Here is a 20,583-nt window from a genome sequence, read left to right as displayed (position 1 = left end):
GTCAGCCGCCTTCCGTCGGGGGTACCGCGCGCAGCACGGCGGTCGCCGCCCGCAGGCCGCCCTCGTCGGCCGGGGCGTCCTCGGGCAGGCCGGCGAGGAGCTTGTCGTAGGCGCTCAGGTCGAGCAGGCCGTGCCCGCTCACGCAGACGAGCACGCCCCGGCGGGGTCGGTGCCCGTCCCGGCCGGACGCGATCGCGGCGGCGGCGGCCAGCGCGTGCCCGGACTCGGGCGCCGCCAGCACCAGTTCGGTACGGGCGAACGTCCGCCCGGCGTCGAGCGCGGCCCGCTGCCCCACCGCGCGTGCCTGGATCTGGTTCCGGTGCCGCATCGCGGAGATCACCTTCGCCGCGCCGTGGAACCGCAGCCCGGCCGAGTGCGAGGCCGGGATGGCGTACCCGCTGCCGATCGTGTACATCGCCTCCATCGGTCCGGTGCCGGTGGAGTCGGTGTGGTCGTACGCGTACACGCCGCGGGTCAGCTTCGGGGTGGCGCTGGACTCGACCGCCACCAGTGCGGTGTCGGCGTCCCGTTCGCCGTTCCTCGCCGCGGCGAAGTACGGCAGGGCGACGCCGCCGAAGTTGGAGCCGGCGCCGACACAGCCGACGACGGTGTCGACGTCCGCGCCGAGCGCGGCGAGCTGGTCGACCGCCTCCAGGCCGATCACCGACTGGTGCAGGATGCTGTACGTCTCGCCGCTGCCGATGCAGAAGGCCCGCTTCGGATCCGCCCTGGCGTACTCGACCGCCTCACCGATCGCCAGCGCGAGGCTGTTTCCCCCGTCACCGGCGGCCGCCTTCCGGCCGGCCGCCGTCAGGGCGCTCGGGCTGGCGTGCAGCTCGGCGCCGTACAGCCGCATCAGGCTGCCCCGGTAGGGCTTGTCCCGCAGGCTGCCGCCGACCATGAAAACGGTGCAGGCCAGGCCGATCGTGGCGCAGGCGGCGGCGAGCGCGCTGCCCCACTGCCCCGCCCCGGTGCCGGTGACCAGCTCGCGGAAGCCGGCCCGCTGGTAGTAGTACGCCTGCGCCAGCGCGGTGTTGAACTTGTGGCTGCCGGAGATGTTGCCGCCCTCGTACTTAACGTAGATCGGCACGGTGGCGCGCGTCTCGGCCTCGAACCGGCGGGCCCGCCACAGCGGTGTCGGCCGGTAGCGCCGGTATTCCGCCAGCACCGGTTCCGGGATGGGCCAGAACTCGCGGCGGGAGGTGCTCTGGCGGATCAGCTCCAGCGGCACGGTGGCGACGACCGGGCCGCCGCTGCCCTCCGGGGTCAGGTCGGCGGGCAGGTCGTAGCCCAGGTGCGGCAGGACGCTGCGCCAGGCGGAAGGCAGCCCCGTCACGCCTCCACCTCCAGCACCTCGACGACGACGTCGACCAGGTCGGCGACGGTCGTGAACGCCCGGCCGGCGAAGATGTCGTCGGGCAGGGTGACGTCGAGTTCGTCCTCCAGCCGGACCAGCATCCCGAGGAAGCCCAGCGAGTTGACCTTCAGCAGGGCGCCGTTGAGCGGCTCGTCGTCGGCCACCGTCGCGGGTGCGATCGACAACCGCGACTCCCGTACGACCAGGCGCTTGACCGCGTCGTTGACCTGGGCCCGCCGGACCGTCATGCCGCCTCCGTCCCGCCGTCGCGCAGGGCGCCCTCCGCGTCGATCACCCAGCTGTGGGTGAGCAGGGCCGACAGGTCGACCGGTCCCCGCACGTGCAGCCGACCGGTGCTGATCGACAGCTCCGGGCCGAGCGCCATCGTCGGGCCGTCGTGCAGGCGCAGCGAGCCGTTGACGACCAGGGCGGCGGCGTCGACCGCGGCGAGGAACCCGTCGACGACGGCCCGGTCGGCGGCGACCACGCCCTCGGTGTGCCCCGAGCCGTACCGGCGGATGTGCGCCACCGCCTCGTCGAGGCCGGCCACCGGCCGTACGCCGATCGACCGGTCGAGGAATTCGCGGCCGTCGTCGGTGTCGGCCAGTTCGGCCACCCGTCCGGCGGCCGCGGCCACGACGCCGGCCAGTCGCGGGTCGAGCCGCAGCAGCCAGGGCTCGGGCAGGTCGGCGCCGGCCCGCAGCAGGGCCGCGGTCAGCTCGGCGGCCACCTCGGTGTGGGCCAGGACGAGTTCGAGGGTGTTGCAGGCGGTCGGCTCGCCGAGTTTGCTGTCCAGGGCGATGGCGGCGGCCAGTTCCAGGTCGGCGCTGCGGTCCACGTAGAGGTGGTTGACCCCGCCGCCGGAGGCGATGACCGGGATCGTCGAACTGGTGAGGCAGTAGTCGATCAGCGACGGGCTGCCCCGGGGGATCAGTACGTCGACCGCGTCGTGCCGCTTCAGCAGCGCCCGGACCAGCCGGCGGTCGGTGTCGTCGAGGATCTGGACCATCCCGGCGGGCAGCCCGGCCACCGCCAGCGCCCGGCCGACCGCCGTGGCCAGCGCCCGGTTGGTGGCCGCGATCTCCGCACCGCCGCGCAGGACGACCACGTTCCCGACGGCCACCGGGAGCAGCGCGCCCTCGACGGTCACCGTCGGCCGCGCCTCGAAGATCATCAGGGCGACGCCGAGCGGCTTCGGGATCCGGCGTACCGCCATCCCGAGGTGGGCGCGGTGTTCCCGGGTCGGTGCGACGTGCTCCGGCAGCAGCCGTCCGGTCCGCTCGGCCAGTCCGGTGAGCAGGTCGAGGTGCTCCTTGCCGAGGCTGAGCCGGCCGACCAGTTCGGCGCCGAGTCCGGCCGCCACCGCCCGGGCGACGTCGGTCGCGTTCGCCGCGAGCACCGTGTCCCAGTCCCGGGTGAGTTCGTCGGCCAGCGCCGCGCAGTAGCGGTCGTACCGTGGGTCGCCGGGCGCGGGGGCGGCGGCGCGGGCCGCCGCGGCGCGGGCGAGTACGTCTTCGATCGCGGTCACCACATGAACTGCCCACCGTCCACTATGAGTTTCTGACCGGTCAGGTAGCCGCTGCCCGGACCGACCAGGAACTCCAGCGCGTCGGCGATCTCCTCGACGGTGCCGATCCGGTCCCGGGGGATCTCGGCGGTGACCGCCGCCCGGGCGACCGGATCGTCCAGCCGGAACCTGGTGACCAGTTCCTCGGTCTCGGTCATCCCGGGGATGAGGCAGTTGACCCGGATCCGGGGCGCCAACTCCAGGGCGAGACATTTGGTGAGCTGGAGCAGACCGGCCTTGCTCGCGCAGTAGTTGACCCCGTTGCGGCGGGGCCGGATCCCGGTGGTGGCGCCGATGTTGACGATGGCACCGTCGCGGCCGGTGTCGAGCATCGCCGGCGCGAGCGCCCGGGTGAGGTGGAAGACGCCGGAGAGGTTGGTGTCGAGCACCCGGTGCCAGTCCTGCGACGTCATCTCCAGGAACGGCCGGTCGACGTTGACGCCGGCGTTGTTGACCAGCACCGTCGGCGCCCCGTACGTGGCCAGCAGGGCCGCCGTCGCGGTGGCGACGGCCGCCGGGTCGCCGACGTCGAGGCGTACGGGGTGGAGCATGGCGCCGACCTCGTCGGCCGCTGCCGCCGCCGCCCGCGCGTCGGACCGGTAGAGGGCGACGACCTCGTAGCCGAGCTTGACCAGGCGGCGGCTGAACGCCAGCCCGATGCCCCGGGTTCCGCCGCTGACCACCGCGATCGCGCTCACCGCACCGCCTCCTGCGTCGCCGGGTCGAGGAACGGCACGATCCGTTCGGTGAGCTGCGGCAGGTGTTCGGCCTCGAGCACCTCGAAGTGGCCGGCGTCGAGCCGCCCGGCCCGCAGGTCCGGTGCCAGTTCCCGCCAGCGGCGTTCCGCCCGCGGCCGGAACGTGAACTCGTCGTCGGTGCACATCAGCAGCAGCACCCGGCCCGGATAGCCGCGTTCGGACCGGTAGGCGGCGAGTGCGGCCACCTGGGCGTCGAAGACCCGCCGGACCCGGTCGACGGTGTCGGGCTCCGGCCGGGGGCCGAGCATCGCCACGATCGTCTCGCGGATCCGGGTGTCGTCCTCGGTGGTCGAGTCCCTGGGCAGTGGCGAGGCGTCGACCAGCACCAGATCGGGCCGGCTGCCCCGGTCGGCCAGCCGGACGCAGATCTCCCAGGCCACCGCACCGCCCAGCGACCAGCCGAAGACGGCGGCCGGGGCCAGCCCGTCGGCGTCCAGTGCCGCCAGCGCGGCCTCGGCCATCTGGTCGATCGACTCCTCCGGTGCCTCGGCGGGCACCAGGCCGGCCGCCCGTACGACGCAGACGTTGTGGGTCGGGGCGAGCGCCGCCGCGAGCCGCAGGTACGGGTTCAGTCCGCCGCCGGCCCCGGGCAGCAGTACGCAGACCGGCCGGTCGCCGCGCCGGACCAGGGGTACGACCCGTCCCGGGAGCCTGGGCGCCATCAGGAGTCCCCCGGCCCGCCGTCGCGGCCGGCGCGGACGAGTCTGGCCAGCGTGGCGACCGTCGGCGCGGCGAAGAAGTCGACCATCGGCACCGGCACGCCGTACCGTTCCTGCACCTCGGCCAGCGTGGTGAAGATGTTCAGCGAGTGGGCGCCGTACTCGATCAGCGGCCGGTCGGGCCGGATGGCGTCGACGCCGAGCACGCCGGACCAGATGCCGGCGAGTTCGCGTTCGAGTTCGTCGGCGTACCCGATCTCCGCCGCGGCCTGGCCGGCCTGTTCCTCGGCGAGCAGTTCGTCGGCCAGCCGCAGCAGCGCGTCGCGGTCGGTCTTGCCGGTGGCGGTGGTCGGTATCCGCTCAACCGGGAAGACCCACAGTGGTCGCATGTAGACCGGAAGCGCCCGGGTCAGCCGCTCCCGCAGGTCGTCGACGTCGACGACCGCCGCCGATTCGGCCTGGACGAACAGGCCCAGTTCACGGTCGGTGCCGTCGCCCCGGACGACCGCCACCGCCTGCCGTACGGCGTCGGCCTGGTTGGCCACCACCTCGATCTCGCCGAGTTCGATGCGGTAGCCGCGGATCTTCACCTGGGTGTCGATCCGGCCGAGGAAGATCAGTTCGCCCCGTTCGTCGCGGACCACGAGGTCGCCGGTGCGGTACATGGTGCCGGTCCCGTCCGCCGAGAACCGGTCCGGCACGAACCGCTCGGCGGTGATCTCCGGGTCGTTGACGTAGCCGTCGGCGCAGCAGAGCCCGCCGAGCATCAGTTCGCCGGCGACGCCGGGCGGGGCGAGGTGCCCGGTGGCGTCCACGACGTACGCGGCGACGTACGGGTACGGCAGCCCGATCGGCACGTGTGCCGGCCACACCTCGTCGCGGCCGGACAGCCGGTAGGAGGTGACGGCGTGCGTCTCGGTGGGCCCGTAGAGGTTGACCAGCGTGCAGTGCGGGTGGGCGGTGAAGAACGCGCGGATCTCGTCGTCGACGAGCAACTGCTCCCCGGAGACGCAGAGGTGGCGCAGCGCGGGCAGCCGGGTACCGCGGGTGGCCGCGGTCTGCACCAACGGTCGCAGCGCGGCGACCGGCAGGTAGACGTGGGTCACCCCGGTCTCCGCGATCCGGCTGAGGATCGCGGTGAAGAAGCGCCGGTCGGCGGGTTCCCGGGACACCACCGTCCCGCCGACCGCCAGCGTCGGCACGATCTCCTGGAAGGACACGTCGAAGCCGAGCGGGGCGTACTGGAGGAAGCGGGTCTCCTCGTCCATCGCCAGCGCGGCGATCTGCCACCGGGTGAGGTGGGCCAGCGGCCGGTGTCCCATCTGGACACCCTTGGGCTGGCCGGTCGAGCCGGAGGTGAACATCACGTAGACCGGTGCGCCGGGGTCGGCCAGCGACGGCGGCACCGGGTCGGTCGAGGCGGCGAGGTCCGCCACCGCCGCGGTGTCGATTCCGGGGAGGCGCAGCGTGCCCGCGACGAGCGCGCAGCCGGCCCGCCGCGCCATGTAGGACAGGCGGTCCGCCGGCAGGCCCGCGTCCAGCGGCAGGTAGGCCGCGCCCCGGCGCAGGATGGCCAGGATGGCGGCGACGGTGTCGCAGAGGGTATCGGCGGCGAGTCCGACCACGTCGCCGGGGCCGATCCCCCGGGCGGCCAGCCCGGCGCTGACCCGTTCGGCCTCGGCCAGCAGTTGCGCGTAGCTGAGCTGGCGTACCGGGTCCTCGATCGCCGGGTGGTCCGGCCGTCGACGGGCGACGGCGGACACCCAGTCCCACGGCGTCTCCCCGGGCAGCGCCGCGGTCCAGCCGTCGGACCGGACGCTGGCCGCCGCCGAGGCGTCGTCGAAGAGGGCGCCGAGGGTACGCGACCCGTCGGCGAGCGCACCGCGCAGCGCACCCCGCAGTGAGGCGAGGATCCCGTCGGCGACGACCGGGGCGATGAGCTGCCGGTCGTATTCGACCTCGAGCAGCCAGCGGCCGTCGACCGGGGTGGCGCCGAGCCACAGGTCGAACTTCGCCGTGCCGTTGCCGGGCTCCAGCACCCGCCGCACCGCGGTCGTCGCCTCCGGCGCGAAGGTGTCCTGCATGGCCAGCATGGCCGAGAACAGCGGGTTCCGGTTGCTCGACCGGTCCGGGGCGACCTCGGTGACCAGCTGGTTGAAGGTGACCTCGACGTTGGACCGGCAGAAGTCGACGGCGTCGCGGACGACCTTGCCGAGGTGCTCGTCGACGGTGCGCTCCCACTCGACGTCGATCGTCACCGGCAGGGTGTTGACGAAGAACCCGCCGAGGTCGAAGGCGCCGACGGTCCGCCGGGCCATGAACGGGCTGCCGATCAGGACGCTGGACACGTTGCCGTGCCGGGCGAGCACCGCACCGTAGATGCCGGAGAGGAGCACGAACGGGGAGATGTCGAGCCGCCGGCAGGTGTCGGCCAGGGACCGGGTCTCGGCCGGGCTCAGCTGCCAGGAGACCCGGTCACCGGTGAAGGTGGTCTGGGTGGGGCGTCCGGGCAGCGGCGCCAGCACCAGGGGCGGCACCTCCCGCAGGCGGGCGGCCCAGTGCCGGGCCCGCTCGGCCACCTGGTCGGAGCCCGACCGGCGGTTCTGCGCGGCCAGTTCCTTGCCGAAGGCCGCTTCCCGCGCCGCCCGGCGGCGCCGCGTCTCGGCCTCGTCGAGCCGGCCGGCGAGGGCGTCCTCCAGGTCGCGTACCAGGGGCCCCATCGACACGCCGTCGAGGATGATGTGGTGGTCGGCCAGGAGGATCGTGGCCCGCGTGCCGTCGGCCGACCGGACCGTCGCGAACCGGTACGCCGGCCCGGCCGCCAGGTCGAACTCCGGGCGGCCGATGCGGCGCAGGGCGGCGGCCACCGTCTCCTCGTAGTCGCGGGCCGGCACGGTGGCGCGGTCGACGGGCAGGTCGTGCGGGTGCGGTGGCGGGGTCAGCCGGGCGTGCATCGTCGGCAGCAGCCGGAAGACCTGACGCATCGCCGGTTGTACGGCGACCACGGCCGCCAATGCCCGGTCCACGGTGTCGGCCGGGATCGCCGGGTCGATGTCGAAGCGGACCAGTTGGTTGTAGACCGCGTGTCCGGGGCTGCGTTCGTTGACGACCAGCAGGCCCTTCTGCGATTCCGTGATCGGCAACCGACCCGGGTCGGAGTCGGGCGCGGGTTCGGTCTCCACGCTCACCGTGGCCTCCCGTCGACGGCGCCGGTCGACGCCAGCTCGCGCAGCCAGCCCTTGAGGTCGCCGACCGTACGCAGGTCGACCAGCCGGGTGGCGTCGATCTCCGCGTCGTCGTCGGTCGCGACCTCGACCGCCAGCCGGAGCAGGGAGAGCGACTCGAGGCCGGCCTCCAGCAACGGGGTCGAGTCGTCGAAGGCCACCGAGGCGTACTTCGCGATCGTCGTATCGAGATCGAGCAGCGTCATCTCTGGTGCACTCCAGACCAATCCAGGGCAATCAAATGACACAAGGCCCGAAAACCGGACAAAGAGCAGACCGCCGGTTCGCCGGGCACGGGCCCTGGATTGCACCTCGAAATCTCCACGCGACCGAGCATCCCGGGCCCGATGTTTTTTGGATGTTCGCCGATTGGAGCGACGTTGGGCGGCAAACTGCCGACCATCCGGCGACCCACCCGGGACGCCGGAAAGATCATCTAGCCGGCCGGCACCTACACCCGTCCGACACAGTCGGTAATCGGACAAAGTGTGGCTGGACACACCGATCTTCGATGCCCTAGGGTGCTAGCCGAGCGACATAGAGTGTCGATATCAGCACAGCTAGCGCACACGAAGCGGCACATCCGGACAAACGCAGCCACGCGCGCCCGGCGAATGCCACCGAACACCCGGCGCACGCCCGCCGAATTCATCACCGCGCAACAATTCAGTATGCAATAGATATCAGCGAATGTGCAGTGCTCTGACTACATCCCCCAATAATTCGACATCGTGCGAGGAATGGCCGTGACCAAAACTCAGCCCCCAGTTCAGCCTGACCTGGCCTCGGGGAGGCGGAATGAATGGACTCTGGTCTTCTTCACCGGCACCACGAACATCGCCGACGCGGTGGCCCGGATAGCACTTCCCCTGCTCGCGGCCCAGATCAGTCGATCCCCGATCGTGGTCACCGCGGTGGCCGCCATCCTGAGCCTGCCGTGGCTGGTGACCGCACTGCACATCGGGGTCTTCGTCGACCGGATGGACCGCAAGACCCTGCTGGTCGCGGCCGAGATCGGCCGGATGGCCTCGATCGGCGCACTCCTGCTCGCGGTGCTGACCGACGCCACCAACCTGCCGCTGATCTACGTCGCGGCGTTGGTCATCGGGCTCGCCGACGTGGTCGCCGGCATCTCCGGCGCGTCGATCGTGCCGCAGGCCGTACCCAAGCACCGCTGGGAGACCGCCAACGCCCGGATCACCGCCCTCGAATACCTGTTCAACGGGTTCGCCGGGCAGCCGATCGGCGGCTTCCTGGTCGCCGCCGGGTTCGCCATCGCCCTCAGCGTCACCGGCGCCGCCTACGTCGCCGGGATCGTGCTCCTGCTGCTGCTGGTCGGCAACTTCAAGGTGGTCAGCAGCACGCCCCGCCGCCCGGTGCACACCGAGATCCGCGACGGCATCCGGTTCCTCTGGCAGCACCGGCTGCTGCGTACGATGGCGCTGCTCATCACCATCATGGCGGGCTGCTGGGCCGCCTGGCTCGCCCTCATCCCGGTCTACGCCGTGGGCGGCCCACTCGGCCTCGACGAACGCCAGTACGGGTTCCTGCTGACCTGCCTGGGCGCCGGCGGCGTGGTCGGCACCGTCATCGTCGGCCCGGTCAACCGGTGGATCGGCCGGCGTTGGTCGATGTTCACCGACATCGTCGGCGCGTTCGTCCTCGTGGCCACGCCCGCGCTGCTGCCGGCCAGGCCGGGCAGCGCGTGGTGGATCGGCATCGCCGCCTTCGTCGCCGGCGCCGGCGGTACGATGTGGACGGTCAACTCGCGCTTCATCACCCAGTCCCTTGTACCGGCGGAGATGCTGGGCCGGTTCAGCGCGGCCAGCCGGCTCGTGTCGTGGGGCATGACGCCGGTCGCCGCGATCCTCGCCGGAATTCTCGCCCAGGTGTTCTCCTACCGGGTCGCGTTCGGCACTTTCGCCGTCTTCTGTCTCGTCCTGGTCTATCCGTTCCTGCGGGTCGTGACGGCCGAGGCCACCGCCGAGGTCGACCGCCCCACGCCGCCGCCCGCCGATCCGGCGCCGGTCGGGAAGCAGCCCACCAGCCCGGACGACGGCCCGACCGAGGGCGACGATCTCCCGGAGGCCGCCGCGACGACGGGAGGGCCTCGTTGACGGACTCCGGACCGACGCTCTATCAACGGTTCGCCGAATCGGCCGCCCGGCACCACGACGCGCCCGCGCTGCGGGTCGCCGGGCACGAGCTGCGGTACGCCGAACTGCTCGACCGGGTCGAGCGGCTCGCGACCCGCCTGGTCACCGCACACGGGCGGCCACCGCGCACGGTCGGGCTCTGCGCGTCGCGGAGTCTGGCCGCCTACGTCGGATACCTCGCCACGCTGCGGCTGGCGGCGACGGTCGTACCGCTCGGCCCGGCGGTACCGGCCCGACGCAACCGCCTGGTCTGCGCCTCGGCCGGGGTGGACGTCCTGATCGTCGACGACGAGGGGCGGGCCGGCGGCGCGGAACTGGCCGCCGACGGACGGACCGTGGTGGAACTGCTGGAGACCGCCGGCCACGCCTGGTACGACGAACCCGGCGCACGGTGGACCGGGTCCTACGCCGGACGGCCGGACGACATCGCCTACACGCTGTTCACCTCGGGGTCCACCGGCACACCGAAGGGTGTACCGATCCGGCACCGCAACCTCGGCACCTATCTCAGCCAGGCCGTCGAGCGTTACCAGGTCGGGCCCGGTTCCCGGCTCTCCCAGACCTTCGAACTGACCTTCGACCCGTCGGTCTTCGACATGTTCGTCGCCTGGCTGTCCGGCGCGACCCTGGTGGTCGCCGGCCCCGGCGACACCCTTTCGCCCGTCCGGTACGTCAACGACCACCAGATCACCCACTGGTTCTCCGTACCGTCGGTGATCTCCCTGGCCCGCCGGCTGCGGATGCTGCGCCCCGGCTGCCTGCCCAGCCTGCGCTGGAGCCTCTTCGCCGGCGAGCAGCTCACCCTCACCCAGGCCCGCACCTGGGCGGACGCCGCGCCGGCCAGCACCCTGGAGAACCTCTACGGGCCGACCGAACTGACCGTCACCTGCACCGGCTACCGGCTGCCCGGCACCCGCGACGGATGGCCGCGGACGTCGAACGGCACCGTGCCGATCGGCCGCCCCTACCCACACCTCGACGGCGTCCTGCTCGACGCCGACGGCACCGCCGGCGACGACGGCGAACTGTGCATACGCGGCGAACAGCGCTTCGACGGCTACCTGGACCCCGCGCAGAACGCCGGCCGCTTCGCCCGCCCCGACGGCACGGCCACGACCGGGGTCGTGGCCGCACCGGAGCCGGCCGACTGGTACCGCACCGGCGACCGCTGCCGGTGGGAGGACGGCGAACTGGTGCACCTCGGCCGTATCGACGACCAGGTCAAGATCCACGGCTACCGGATCGAACTCGGCGAGGTCGAATCCGTGCTCCGGCAACATCCGGCGGTCCACGAGGTCGTCGTCCTCGCGCTGCCCGGCGACGCCGGCGAGGTCGAACTGACCGCCCTCTACACGTCCGACGGGCTCGACGAGGCGACACTGGCAGAACTGGTGACGCAGCGGCTGCCCGCCTTCATGGCCCCCGCCAGCTATCACCACGTCGAACACTTCCCGGTGAACGGCAACGGAAAGATCGACCGCAGACGCCTCGCCGCCGACCACGGACTGACCTGAAGGGCACCCACACGCACGACCGCCATGAATCGAGAACCAGATGCACACGAGTCGCGGCCCGCTGTCCGGCCGTCTGGAGATCCGGCTCCTCGGCCCGGTGGAGATCTCCGACGGCGACACCTGGCGCGGCATCGGTTCGGCGAAGCAACGTGCGCTGCTGGTGATGCTGGCGCTCAAGGCCAACCAGGTGGTGTCACTCGACCAACTGGTCACCGAACTCTGGGACGAGAACCCGCCCGCCTCGGCGACCAGCCTGGTCGCCGGCTACGCGTGGCGGCTGCGCCGGGCGCTTGGTGACCGCGCCGGCCGGATCCTGACCACCCGATCCCCCGGATACCGGCTCGTCGCGCCCCCGGAGGCCCTCGACATCGACGAGTTCGAGCGGTTGATCAGCCGGGCGCACGCGGATCTCGCGGCCGGCCAGCCGGCCGCCGCCGCCGACGGCTTCGGCACCGCGCTGGGCCTCTGGCGCGGTGCGCCCCTGGCCGACGTCCGGCCCACCCCGATGGTGGTGGCGGAGATCGCCCGCCTGGAGGAAACCCGGATCGCCGCCGTCGAGGCGCGCATCGGCGCCGAACTCGACCTCGGCCGCCACGCCATGCTGCTACCCACCCTGAAGGTCCTCGTCGCCGAGCACCCGCTGCGCGAACGGTTGCACGCCCACCTCATGACCGCCCTGTACCGCGACGGCCAGCAGGCCGTCGCCCTCGGCGCGTACCGCGACCTGCGCCGCCTGCTGGTGGACGAGCTGGGCATCGAACCCAGCGACACACTGCGCGACCTGGTGCAGCGGATGCTCCGCAACGACCCGTCCCTGCGCACACCGGCGCCGCCGGTCACCCTGCCCCGGCAACGGTCGGTGTCGACGCACCGGCAGCCCCGGTTCCCGGTCGCCCCGACGAAGCTGTTCGGCCGCGCCGGCCAGCTCGACCAACTGGTCGACGCGGTACGGGCCGGCCGGCTCGGGCTGGTGCACGGCCACGCGGGAGCCGGCAAGACCGCCCTCGCGATCCAGGCCGCGCACCGGCTCGCCGGCGGATACCCCGACGGGCCGGTCTTCGTGCCGATGGGTGCCAGCACCCCCGCCGGCCCCGCCGAGACCGACGACATCCTGCGGACGACCGCCGCCGCGCTCGGCGTGCCGGCCCCGCCCCCCGGAACGGCACCCGCCGCGGGATGGCGGTCCCTGCTCGCCGGCCGCCGTGTGCTGGTCGTGTTCGACGACGTGGGAACGGCCGGCCAGATCCGCGCCCTCGGACCGCTGCCGCCCGGCTGCGGATACATCGCGACCACCCGCTCCGGACTGACCACTCTGGATGGCACGACCCGGGTGCTCGTCGGGGCGCTCGGCCGCGACGAGGCGTTCGACATGCTCCGGGCACACCTCGGTGCCGACCGGGTCGACGCCGAACGGCACGCCGCCGCCGTCCTGATCGGACGGTGCGACCACCTGCCCGTCGCCGTACGGGTGGCCGCGGCACGGCTGGCTCCCCGCCCCAACTGGACGATCGAGTCGTTCACCGCCCGGCTGGCCGATCCGGCCACCCGCCTCGACGTCCTGGTCTGCGAGACGATGTCGGTGCGGGAGTGCCTGGCCGGCGGGGTACGACTGCTGGCCAGGCGCGGCGACCAGCTGGCGCTGCGGGCGCTGCGCCAACTCGGCCCGCTCGACCGGCAACTCGTCACCGTGACCGGCCTCGCGGCGTTGCTGCACCAGCCGGCCTTCACCGCCGAGGTCACCGTCGAACATCTCGTCGACGCCGGCCTGGCCGAGGCACTCGCCGACGGCCGTTACCGCTTCTCCGGCCTGGTCCGCGCGTTCGCCCGCGAACCGGACCGCTGGCCGGCGACGGACGACCTGACCGAGCCCGACCGGGTGCCGCACCCGGGCCGGTGACGACGGGTCGTCACGCCGCGGCGACCGCCTCGATCTCGAGGACCCACCCCGGGTCGAAGATCCCGGTCACGATGACGGTCAGGGCCGGCCGGTGCGAACCGAGCACCTCGTTGCGTACCCGGGTGTTGACCGCGGCGTGCTCCCGGCCGCCCAGGAAGGTCGTGACCTTGACCAGGTTCGTCACGTCCATGCCGGCCTCGGCCAGGACCGCGGTGACGTTGCGCCACACCAGGCGGCACTGCTCCTCGGGGTCGTCGGGCACGTGGCCGTCCGGCGTCTGTGGGATCTGACCGCTGATGAACAGCAGCCGCCGCGCGTCCTGCACCTGCATGGCGTTGACGTACCCGCCGACCGCCTCGGGGACCGTAGCCGGGTCGATCGGCTTCAGCTCCATGGTGTCGATCATCTTCCTGTCGGTCCCTTCGGGTCGGCACACGCGTCGTGTCGATGTGGGTGATGGCGGACCGTTCCGGATGGTGGCCCGCGCCTTCCGGTCACCGTAGCGGGGACGGCCGGCTCCGGAGGGCGAACGACGCGCGGGGCGGCGACCGCCGTGTCACCGCCGCACGCCGGCACGGTACGGATGCTCAGCGCAGCGTGGCCCGCACGACCGCACCGACCTCCGGTCCGGCCTCGGCGATCCGCGCACCGTCCGGCGCCCAGATGCCCGACCGGCCGGCCGCCCGGTCGTAGCCCTCGCCGGTCGAACCGGCGAAACTGGCCATCGCGACCCAGACCCGGTGAGCGGTCGTGATCCGGCGGGCCCGTTCCTCGTGCACCCCCGCCTGCGGCACGTTGTCGAGCACCCCGGCGGCGTAGACGTCCATGCCGAGTGCGGCGGTGTCGGCGGCGTGCTGCGCGATCCCGGTGTCCTTGCAGACGGCGAGGCCGAGCCGCCAGCCGTCGACCTCGATCACCGCCGGGGCGTCGCCCGGGGTGAACCGGGCGGTCTCGGCGGCGCCCAGCCACTGCTTGCGGTAGGCGACGGTGGCGCCCGCGCCGTCGACGGCGAGCACGCCGATGTGCGACCGGTCGCCGACACCGGCCACCGGGGCGCCGACCAGCGCCACCGACCCGGCGGCGGCACAGGCGTCCACGATGGACGTCAGGCGTGGATCGTCGGGCGCGACCGCAGGGGTGGCGAACTCGTAGCCGGTCAGCGACATCTCGGGGAAGACCACCACCCGGGCGCCCGCGCGGCGGACGAGTTCGGCGTGCGCGGCGGCGTTCGCCCCGACGTCGTGGGCGACGCACGACGGCTGGGCGACGGCGAGGACGAGCGGCGTACGCATCGGAACTCCCTGCGGATCGGAACCGGGCTCAGGCTCTCACGCCGGGCGCCCGGCCGGCCGCCCGGGCAGGAAACGGGTGCCCGTACGGGCCAACCGGGCAGACGGTTCGCCCCATAAGCCGCCTTCGTCCCTGAATACTGCACCACCGACCACTGCCCATTCGGGCAAAGACAAACCCGATTCGAGGCATTTAGCCGCTTGGAGGCAACGTTTCGACGGTGTTAGAAATTCATTACGGTCAACCGATGTGAGCTGGGGCACAGCGAGGGAGGTGCGGGATGAGCGCCGAGGAGCGCCAGCACCGGATCCTCGCCCTGGCCCGCAGCGCCGGTGACGTCGAGGTGCTCAAGCTCGCCGCCGAACTCGGCGTGTCACCCGAGACGATCCGACGCGACCTGCGGCTGCTCGAACAGCACGGGCTGGTCCGCCGCACCCACGGCGGCGCCTACCCGGTCGAGACCGCCCGCTTCGAGACCACCCTCGCCACCCGGACCACCCGGCAGGTGCCGGAGAAGCGGCGGATCGCCGCCGCCTCCGTCGCACTGCTCGGCGACGCCGAGACCATCTACATCGACGAGGGATACACCCCGCAACTCATCGCCGAGGCGCTGCCCACCGACCGGCCGCTCACCGTGGTCACCGCCTCGCTGGGCACCGCCGCCGCCGTCGCCCGGCTGCCGTCGGTCACCGTACTGCTGCTCGGCGGCCGGGTCCGCGGCCGGACGCTGGCCACCGTCGACCACTGGGCCACCCGGATGCTCGCCGACTTCGTCCTCGACCTCGCCTTCGTCGGCGCCAACGGCATCTCCCGCGAGCACGGCCTGACCACCCCCGACCCGGCGGTCGCCGACGTCAAGGCCCAGGCGGTACGCGCCGCCCGGCGCCGCATCTTCGTGGGCGTGCACACCAAGTTCGGGATCAGCAACTTCTGCCGCTTCGCCGAGGTCGGCGACCTCGAGACCATCGTCACGGACTCGGCCCTGCCGGCGTCCGAGGCGCACCGCTACTCACTGCTCGGACCGGCGGTCATCCGCGCCTGACCGGCCGGCACCGCGCACCCGCTCCCGTCCCTTTTGGAGGTTCGCTGTGCCCGTTTCCCGGAAGGTCATAGCCGCACTCGCCGTCGCCGCCCTCGGCCTGAGCGCCTGCTCAGGCGCTGGCGGCGGTTCCGGCGGCGACGACAAGACGATCACCGTCCTGATGGTCGGCAACCCGCAGATGGAGGACATCGCCAAACTCACCGCCGAACACTTCACCAAGGAGTCCGGCATCACGGTGCGGTTCACGATCCTTCCCGAGAACGAACTGCGCGACAAGGTCACCCAGGACATCGCCAACCAGGGCGGCCAGTACGACGTCGCCACCATCGGCGCGTACGAGGCACCGATCTGGGCGAAGAACGGCTGGCTGCACGAACTGAGCACGTTCGCCGACGCCGATCCCGCGTACGACCGCGCCGACCTGCTCGAACCGATCGTCGCCTCACTGTCCGGAGAGGACGGCAAGCTCTACGCCGCACCGTTCTACGGCGAGTCGTCGTTCCTCATGTACAACAAGGAACTCTTCGCCGCCAAGGGCATCACCATGCCGGAGCGGCCCACCTGGCGGCAGGTGGCCGACTTCGCCGCGCAACTCGACGACAAGGCGAACGGCGTCGCCGGAATCTGCCTGCGCGGCCTGCCCGGCTGGGGCGAGGTCTTCGCCCCGCTGACCACGGTCGTCAACACCTTCGGCGGCACCTGGTTCGAGAAGGACTGGACCCCGAAGGTCAACGCGCCGGAGTTCACCGAGGCCACGAAGTTCTACGTCGACCTCATCCGCGCCCACGGCCAGCCCGGCGCCTCGCAGTCCGGCTTCACCGAGTGCCTCAACACGTTCGGCCAGGGCAAGGCCGCGATGTGGTACGACGCCACGTCGGCCGCCGGAACGCTGGAGGACCCGGCGGCGAGCCGGGTCGCCGGCAAGGTCGGCTACGCGTACGCACCGGTCGAGAAGACCACCGCCGCCGGCTGGCTCTGGGCCTGGGCCTGGGCGATGCCGAAGACGACCACCCACTCCGACTCGGCCTGGGAGTTCATCTCCTGGGCGACCAGCAAGGAGTACGAGAAGCTCGCCGGCGAACAGCTCGGCTGGTCCCGGGTGCCGTCGGGCAAGCGCGCCTCCACCTACGAACTGCCGCAGTACCAGGAGTCGGCGCGGTCGTTCGCCGACGTCACCCTGCGGGCGATCGAGGAGGCCGACCCGGTCAATCCTGGCCTCCAGCCCCGGCCCGCGCTCGGCGTGCAGTTCGTCGGCATCCCCGAGTTCGCCGACCTCGGCACCAAGGTCTCGCAGGAGGTCGCGGCCGCGATCGCCGGCGGCACGACGGTCGACCAGGCGCTGGCCGACGGGCAGAAACTCGCCGAGGAAGTCGCCGCCAAATACAAGTAGCCGTCCGGTGGGGGCGCCGTCCGCGCCCCCACCGACGCCGTCCGTACGGCCGAGGTGACCCCGATGACCCAGACCATCCGACCGGCGCCGGCACCGGCCCGGAAGAAACCACCGGCACCGCCGGCCCGCGGCGGCGCCAGGGAGCGTCTGATCCGGCGCGCTCCCCTGCTGCCCGCCCTCGTCTTCGCGATCGTCGTGACCCAGATCCCGTTCCTCGTCACGATCTACCTGTCCACGCTCTCCTGGAACGCGCTGCGGCCGGGTGAGCGCGACTTCGTCGGCCTCGCCAACTACGCCGACGTACTCACCGACGACCGGCTGCGCGCCGCCCTGGTCAACACCGTCGTACTCACCGCCGGCGCCGTCGTCCTCTCGGTGCTGCTCGGGCTCGGCCTGGCCGTACTGCTCGACCGGAGGTTCCCCGGCCGGGGCGTCGTCCGCACCCTGCTGATCACCCCGTTCCTGGTGATGCCGATGGCCGCCGCCCTGCTGTGGAAGCACGCCTTCTACAACCCGGCGTACGGCCTCGTCAACGGCGTCCTCGGCGGCAGCACCGACTGGGTGTCGTCGTACCCGATGGCGTCCGTCGTCGCCACGCTCGTCTGGCAGTGGTCCCCGTTCATGATGCTGATCATCCTGGCCGGGTTGCAGAGCCAGTCGCAGGAGACCGTCGAGGCGGCCCGGGTCGACGGCGCCGGCCCCTGGCAGGTCTTCACCCGGCTCACCCTGCCGCACCTGCGGCCCTACCTGGAACTGGGCGCCCTGCTCGGCTCCATCTACCTGGTGCAGACCTTCGACGCGGTCTTCACCATCACCCAGGGCGGCCCGGGTACGGCGACCACCAACCTGCCGTACGAGATCTACCTGACCACGTTCCGAAAATTCGAGTACGGCGAGGCGGCCGCCGCCGGCGTCGTGGTCGTGATCGGCACGATCATCGTCGCCACGTTCGCGCTGCGGGTCATCTCCGGCCTCTTCCGGATGGAGGACCACAGATGAGCGGGCGCGGCGCGAGCCGGTGGGGCACGGTCGCCTGGGCGGTCGGCGCCTGGGCCGCCGGGCTGTTCTTCTTCTTTCCCGTCCTGTGGATGGTGCTGACCGGGTTCAAACGCGAGGTCGACGCCGCCAGCAACCCACCCACCTGGACCTTCACCCCGGTACTCGACGGCTACCGGCAGGTCTTCGACCGTGACATCACGCCGTACCTGCTGAACTCGCTGACCGCGAGCCTGGTCTCCACCGCGCTGGTCCTGCTGCTGGCCACCCCGGCGGCGTACGCGCTGTCGCTGCGCCCGGTCGGCAAGTGGCGCGACGTGCTGTTCTTCTTCATCAGCACCAAGATGCTGCCGGCCGTCGCCGCCCTGCTGCCGATCTACCTGCTGGTCCGCGAACTCGGCATGCTGGACAACATCTGGACCATGGTCGTCCTCTACACCTCGATGAACCTGCCGCTGGCGGTCTGGATGATGCGGTCGTTCCTGCTGGAGGTGCCGCCCGCGCTCATCGAGGCGGCGGCGGTGGACGGCGCCGGACTCGGTACGACGATCCGCAAGGTGCTGCTGCCGCTGGTCGCGCCCGGCCTCGCGGCGACCGCGCTCATCTGCTTCATCTTCAGCTGGAACGAGTTCTTCTTCGCGGTCAACCTGACCGCGACCAACGCCGGTACCTCGCCGATCTTCCTGGTCGGCTTCATCTCCTCGGAAGGGCTCTTCCTGGCCCGGCTCTGCGCCGCCGCGACACTGGTCTCGCTGCCCGTCGTGCTGGCCGGCTGGTTCGCCCAGAAGCAGCTCGTCCGGGGACTTTCCATGGGAGCGGTCAAGTGAAGGCAGCCGTCATCGTGACACCCGGTCAGGTCGCCCTGGAGACGGTTCCCGACCCGGCACCCGGCCCGCGCGACGTGGTCGTACAGGTCGCCGCCTGCGGCATCTGCGGCACCGACCTGCACATCATGGACGGCGAGTTCGCGCCGGCCTATCCGGTCGTGCCCGGCCACGAGTTCGCCGGCGAGGTGGTCGCCGTCGGCTCCGGGGTCACCGAGGTACGCGTTGGCGACCGGGTCGCCGTCGACCCGTCACTGCACTGCGGCGAGTGCTACTACTGCCGACGGGCCCGCGGCAACCTGTGCGAGAACTGGGCGGCGATCGGGGTCACCACCGCGGGCGGGGCCGCCGAGTACGCGGTCGCCCCGGCGAAGAACTGCTTCGTCCTGCCCGACGGGGTGTCGGCCGCCGACGCCGCGCTGATCGAGCCGCTGTCGTGCGCCGTACGCGGATTCGACGTGCTGCCGCGCCGGCTCGGTGACCATTACCTCATCTACGGCGCCGGCACGATGGGCCTGATGATGCAGGAGCTGGCCAAGCGCTGCGGCGCGGCATCGGTGTCCATCGTGGATCCGAACCCGGACCGCCTGGCGACCGCCGTCCGGCTGGGCAACACCGCTGCGGTCACCGGTGCCGACGAACTGACCCGGCCGCGCGGCTGGGACGTCGTGATCGACTGCACCGGTGTCGAGGCCGCCATCGCCGACGGGTTGACGCGGGTCGGGCCGGCCGGCACGTTCCTGCAGTTCGGGGTCTCGTCGTACGACGCCCGGGCGACCGTCGAACCGTTCCGGATCTACAACAAGGAGATCACCATCACCGGCTCGATGGCGGTGCTGCACAGCTTCGAGCGGGCCGGCGAACTGTTCGCCGCCGGCGTGCTCGACCCCGACGTCTTCGTCAGTCACCGGTTCCCGCTCGACGGCTACGCCGACGCCCTGGCCCAGTTCCGGGCCGGCATCGGCCGCAAGATCCTCATCACCCGGTAGGTCGGCCGCGGCCGGCGTCCGCCGGGTCAGGTATCACTGTCGCGCCCCACAGCGACTTCGCTGTGGATACGCCGAACTCGCTGTAGGCCGCGACACCTACCGGTGGCCGGGAAGCCGGCGCCCGTCGGTGCCATCCTCACCGTCGACCGGAGAGCAGGTCGACCTGGACGCGCTGGTGGAACGGGCCGGCGCCGACCGCCGCGCCGACGCCTTCGGCGAACCGCTCCCGGTCCGGCCCGGTCGGCAGTTCCGAGGCCGGGAACGCGGTCAGCAGTTCACCGACGAGGCCCGGCAGGTCCAGGTCGGCGGGGTACGCGACCGAGGTCGCCGAGACGGTCAGCCCGGCGGCGGTCAGGCCCTCGCGGTAGCGCCGCTGGTCGGTGTCGTCGGAGCCGCATCCCCACGACAGGTCGCTCCCGGTCCACGACTCGAGGAAGGCCCGCAGCTCCCGGGACCAGGGCGCGTCCAGCAGCCACAGTGGCCGGCCGTTGGTGACGACGGCGAATCCCCCGCCCGGCCGGACCAGGTCGGCCACGGCCGGAAACAGCCGCCCGGTATCCATCCAGTGCAGTGCGGTCGCCACCGTCACCACGCCGACCGATCCGGCGCCGAGAAGCGCACCGACCGCGGGAACGTCGGCGTCGCCGCCGAGAATCCAGGCCACGTTGCCTACGTCCCGATGCGTGGCGGCCCGCCGTGCGAGGGCGAGCATGTCCGGCTCCGGATCGACGCCGACAACGGCCCGGAGCCGGGCGGCCAGCGGCAGGGTGAGCTGGCCCGTGCCGCAGCCGAGGTCGACGGCGACGTCGTCGGCCGAGAGCGCGAACGCGTCGACTATCGCGTCGACGACCGGGGCGGGATAACCCCGCCGGTAGGTTTCGTAGAGTCGTGCGACCTCACCGCTGAACCCCAGATCCATG

General features: G+C 72.2%; 18 protein-coding genes. 8 read left to right on the top strand and 10 right to left on the bottom strand.

Annotated features, from left to right (window positions below):
- Position 1: 1 nt before the first annotated feature.
- Genes Prubr_RS21855 through Prubr_RS21825 form a run of 7 tightly spaced genes read right to left on the bottom strand, consistent with a single transcriptional unit; the run spans position 2 to position 7,771 of the window.
- Positions 2–1,336, bottom strand: a complete 1,335-nt coding sequence (locus tag Prubr_RS21855) for a TrpB-like pyridoxal phosphate-dependent enzyme (protein WP_212816772.1) — start codon at positions 1,334–1,336, stop codon at positions 2–4.
- Complete coding sequence (locus Prubr_RS21850) at positions 1,333–1,605, bottom strand: phosphopantetheine-binding protein (RefSeq protein WP_212816771.1); 273 nt, start codon at positions 1,603–1,605, stop codon at positions 1,333–1,335. The genes Prubr_RS21855 and Prubr_RS21850 overlap by 4 nt, the downstream gene beginning before the upstream one ends.
- Positions 1,602–2,885, bottom strand: a complete 1,284-nt coding sequence (locus Prubr_RS21845; RefSeq protein WP_246567467.1) for a glutamate-5-semialdehyde dehydrogenase — start codon at positions 2,883–2,885, stop codon at positions 1,602–1,604. Before Prubr_RS21845 ends, Prubr_RS21850 begins: the two co-directional genes overlap by 4 nt.
- Positions 2,882–3,622, bottom strand: coding sequence for an SDR family NAD(P)-dependent oxidoreductase (locus Prubr_RS21840; protein WP_212816769.1), 741 nt, complete (start codon positions 3,620–3,622; stop codon positions 2,882–2,884). The genes Prubr_RS21845 and Prubr_RS21840 overlap by 4 nt, the downstream gene beginning before the upstream one ends.
- Positions 3,619–4,344, bottom strand: a complete 726-nt coding sequence (locus Prubr_RS21835; protein ID WP_212816768.1) for an alpha/beta fold hydrolase — start codon at positions 4,342–4,344, stop codon at positions 3,619–3,621. The genes Prubr_RS21840 and Prubr_RS21835 overlap by 4 nt, the downstream gene beginning before the upstream one ends.
- Positions 4,344–7,529, bottom strand: coding sequence for a non-ribosomal peptide synthetase (locus Prubr_RS21830; RefSeq protein ID WP_212816767.1), 3,186 nt, complete (start codon positions 7,527–7,529; stop codon positions 4,344–4,346). The genes Prubr_RS21835 and Prubr_RS21830 overlap by 1 nt, the downstream gene beginning before the upstream one ends.
- Positions 7,526–7,771 carry an acyl carrier protein gene (locus tag Prubr_RS21825; RefSeq protein ID WP_212816766.1) on the bottom strand — a complete coding sequence of 82 codons (246 nt, stop codon included), beginning with the start codon at positions 7,769–7,771 and terminating at the stop codon, positions 7,526–7,528. The genes Prubr_RS21830 and Prubr_RS21825 overlap by 4 nt, the downstream gene beginning before the upstream one ends.
- A 540-nt stretch (positions 7,772–8,311) precedes the next feature.
- Between Prubr_RS21825 and Prubr_RS21820 the strand changes: the two genes are divergently transcribed.
- From Prubr_RS21820 to Prubr_RS21810, 3 genes are read left to right on the top strand one after another with little or no spacing between them, the layout of a single operon-like run.
- A complete protein-coding gene (locus tag Prubr_RS21820) occupies positions 8,312–9,682 on the top strand; it encodes an MFS transporter (RefSeq protein ID WP_246567465.1) in 1,371 nt (456 codons plus the stop codon).
- A complete protein-coding gene (locus Prubr_RS21815; RefSeq protein ID WP_212816764.1) occupies positions 9,679–11,235 on the top strand; it encodes an amino acid adenylation domain-containing protein in 1,557 nt (518 codons plus the stop codon). Before Prubr_RS21820 ends, Prubr_RS21815 begins: the two co-directional genes overlap by 4 nt.
- Positions 11,236–11,275: 40 nt before the next feature.
- Positions 11,276–13,132 carry an AfsR/SARP family transcriptional regulator gene (locus Prubr_RS21810; RefSeq protein ID WP_212816763.1) on the top strand — a complete coding sequence of 619 codons (1,857 nt, stop codon included), beginning with the start codon at positions 11,276–11,278 and terminating at the stop codon, positions 13,130–13,132.
- Between the two features lie 10 nt (positions 13,133–13,142).
- On the opposite strand, the gene Prubr_RS21805 is transcribed toward Prubr_RS21810, so the two are convergent.
- A complete protein-coding gene (locus tag Prubr_RS21805) occupies positions 13,143–13,526 on the bottom strand; it encodes a RidA family protein (protein ID WP_246567463.1) in 384 nt (127 codons plus the stop codon).
- Positions 13,527–13,719: 193 nt separating this feature from the next.
- On the bottom strand, positions 13,720–14,424 hold the full coding sequence (locus Prubr_RS21800; RefSeq protein WP_212816761.1) for a carbon-nitrogen hydrolase family protein: 705 nt from the start codon (positions 14,422–14,424) through the stop codon (positions 13,720–13,722).
- 278 nt (positions 14,425–14,702) lie between these two features.
- On the opposite strand from Prubr_RS21800, the gene Prubr_RS21795 reads away from it, so the two are divergent.
- From Prubr_RS21795 to Prubr_RS21775, 5 genes are all read left to right on the top strand, one after another.
- Complete coding sequence (locus tag Prubr_RS21795) at positions 14,703–15,464, top strand: DeoR/GlpR family DNA-binding transcription regulator (protein WP_212816760.1); 762 nt, start codon at positions 14,703–14,705, stop codon at positions 15,462–15,464.
- 46 nt (positions 15,465–15,510) lie between these two features.
- Complete coding sequence (locus Prubr_RS21790) at positions 15,511–16,854, top strand: ABC transporter substrate-binding protein (RefSeq protein WP_212816759.1); 1,344 nt, start codon at positions 15,511–15,513, stop codon at positions 16,852–16,854.
- 63 nt (positions 16,855–16,917) lie between these two features.
- Positions 16,918–17,853 (top strand): carbohydrate ABC transporter permease, encoded by a 936-nt coding sequence (locus tag Prubr_RS21785; protein WP_212816758.1) that lies wholly within the window; start codon positions 16,918–16,920, stop codon positions 17,851–17,853.
- The gene (locus Prubr_RS21780) at positions 17,850–18,677 is read left to right on the top strand and encodes a carbohydrate ABC transporter permease (protein WP_212816757.1); all 828 of its coding nucleotides are present in this window, start codon (positions 17,850–17,852) and stop codon (positions 18,675–18,677) included. Before Prubr_RS21785 ends, Prubr_RS21780 begins: the two co-directional genes overlap by 4 nt.
- Complete coding sequence (locus tag Prubr_RS21775) at positions 18,674–19,663, top strand: zinc-dependent alcohol dehydrogenase family protein (RefSeq protein ID WP_212816756.1); 990 nt, start codon at positions 18,674–18,676, stop codon at positions 19,661–19,663. Before Prubr_RS21780 ends, Prubr_RS21775 begins: the two co-directional genes overlap by 4 nt.
- A gap of 136 nt (positions 19,664–19,799) precedes the next feature.
- Here Prubr_RS21775 and Prubr_RS21770 read toward each other — a convergent pair whose 3' ends face one another.
- Complete coding sequence (locus tag Prubr_RS21770; RefSeq protein WP_212816755.1) at positions 19,800–20,582, bottom strand: class I SAM-dependent methyltransferase; 783 nt, start codon at positions 20,580–20,582, stop codon at positions 19,800–19,802.
- Position 20,583: the final 1 nt, after the last annotated feature.

Source organism: Polymorphospora rubra, assembly GCF_018324255.1.
GTDB lineage: Bacteria > Actinomycetota > Actinomycetes > Mycobacteriales > Micromonosporaceae > Polymorphospora > Polymorphospora rubra.
Note: the sequence above shows the minus strand (reverse complement) of the source record. Positions and strands in the feature narration are given on the sequence as shown.

Bases quoted from the DNA above. Each gene is read 5' to 3' on its own strand.
- Prubr_RS21850 (WP_212816771.1), bottom strand. From the start codon at position 1,605: ATGACGGTCCGGCGGGCCCAGGTCAACGACGCGGTCAAGCGCCTGGTC.
- Prubr_RS21835 (WP_212816768.1), bottom strand. From the start codon at position 4,344: ATGGCGCCCAGGCTCCCGGGACGGGTCGTACCCCTGGTCCGGCGCGGC.
- Prubr_RS21825 (WP_212816766.1), bottom strand. From the start codon at position 7,771: ATGACGCTGCTCGATCTCGATACGACGATCGCGAAGTACGCCTCGGTG.
- Prubr_RS21810 (WP_212816763.1), top strand. From the start codon at position 11,276: ATGCACACGAGTCGCGGCCCGCTGTCCGGCCGTCTGGAGATCCGGCTC.
- Prubr_RS21805 (WP_246567463.1), bottom strand. From the start codon at position 13,526: ATGGAGCTGAAGCCGATCGACCCGGCTACGGTCCCCGAGGCGGTCGGC.
- Prubr_RS21800 (WP_212816761.1), bottom strand. From the start codon at position 14,424: ATGCGTACGCCGCTCGTCCTCGCCGTCGCCCAGCCGTCGTGCGTCGCC.
- Prubr_RS21795 (WP_212816760.1), top strand. From the start codon at position 14,703: ATGAGCGCCGAGGAGCGCCAGCACCGGATCCTCGCCCTGGCCCGCAGC.
- Prubr_RS21785 (WP_212816758.1), top strand. From the start codon at position 16,918: ATGACCCAGACCATCCGACCGGCGCCGGCACCGGCCCGGAAGAAACCA.
- Prubr_RS21780 (WP_212816757.1), top strand. From the start codon at position 17,850: ATGAGCGGGCGCGGCGCGAGCCGGTGGGGCACGGTCGCCTGGGCGGTC.
- Prubr_RS21770 (WP_212816755.1), bottom strand. From the start codon at position 20,582: ATGGATCTGGGGTTCAGCGGTGAGGTCGCACGACTCTACGAAACCTAC.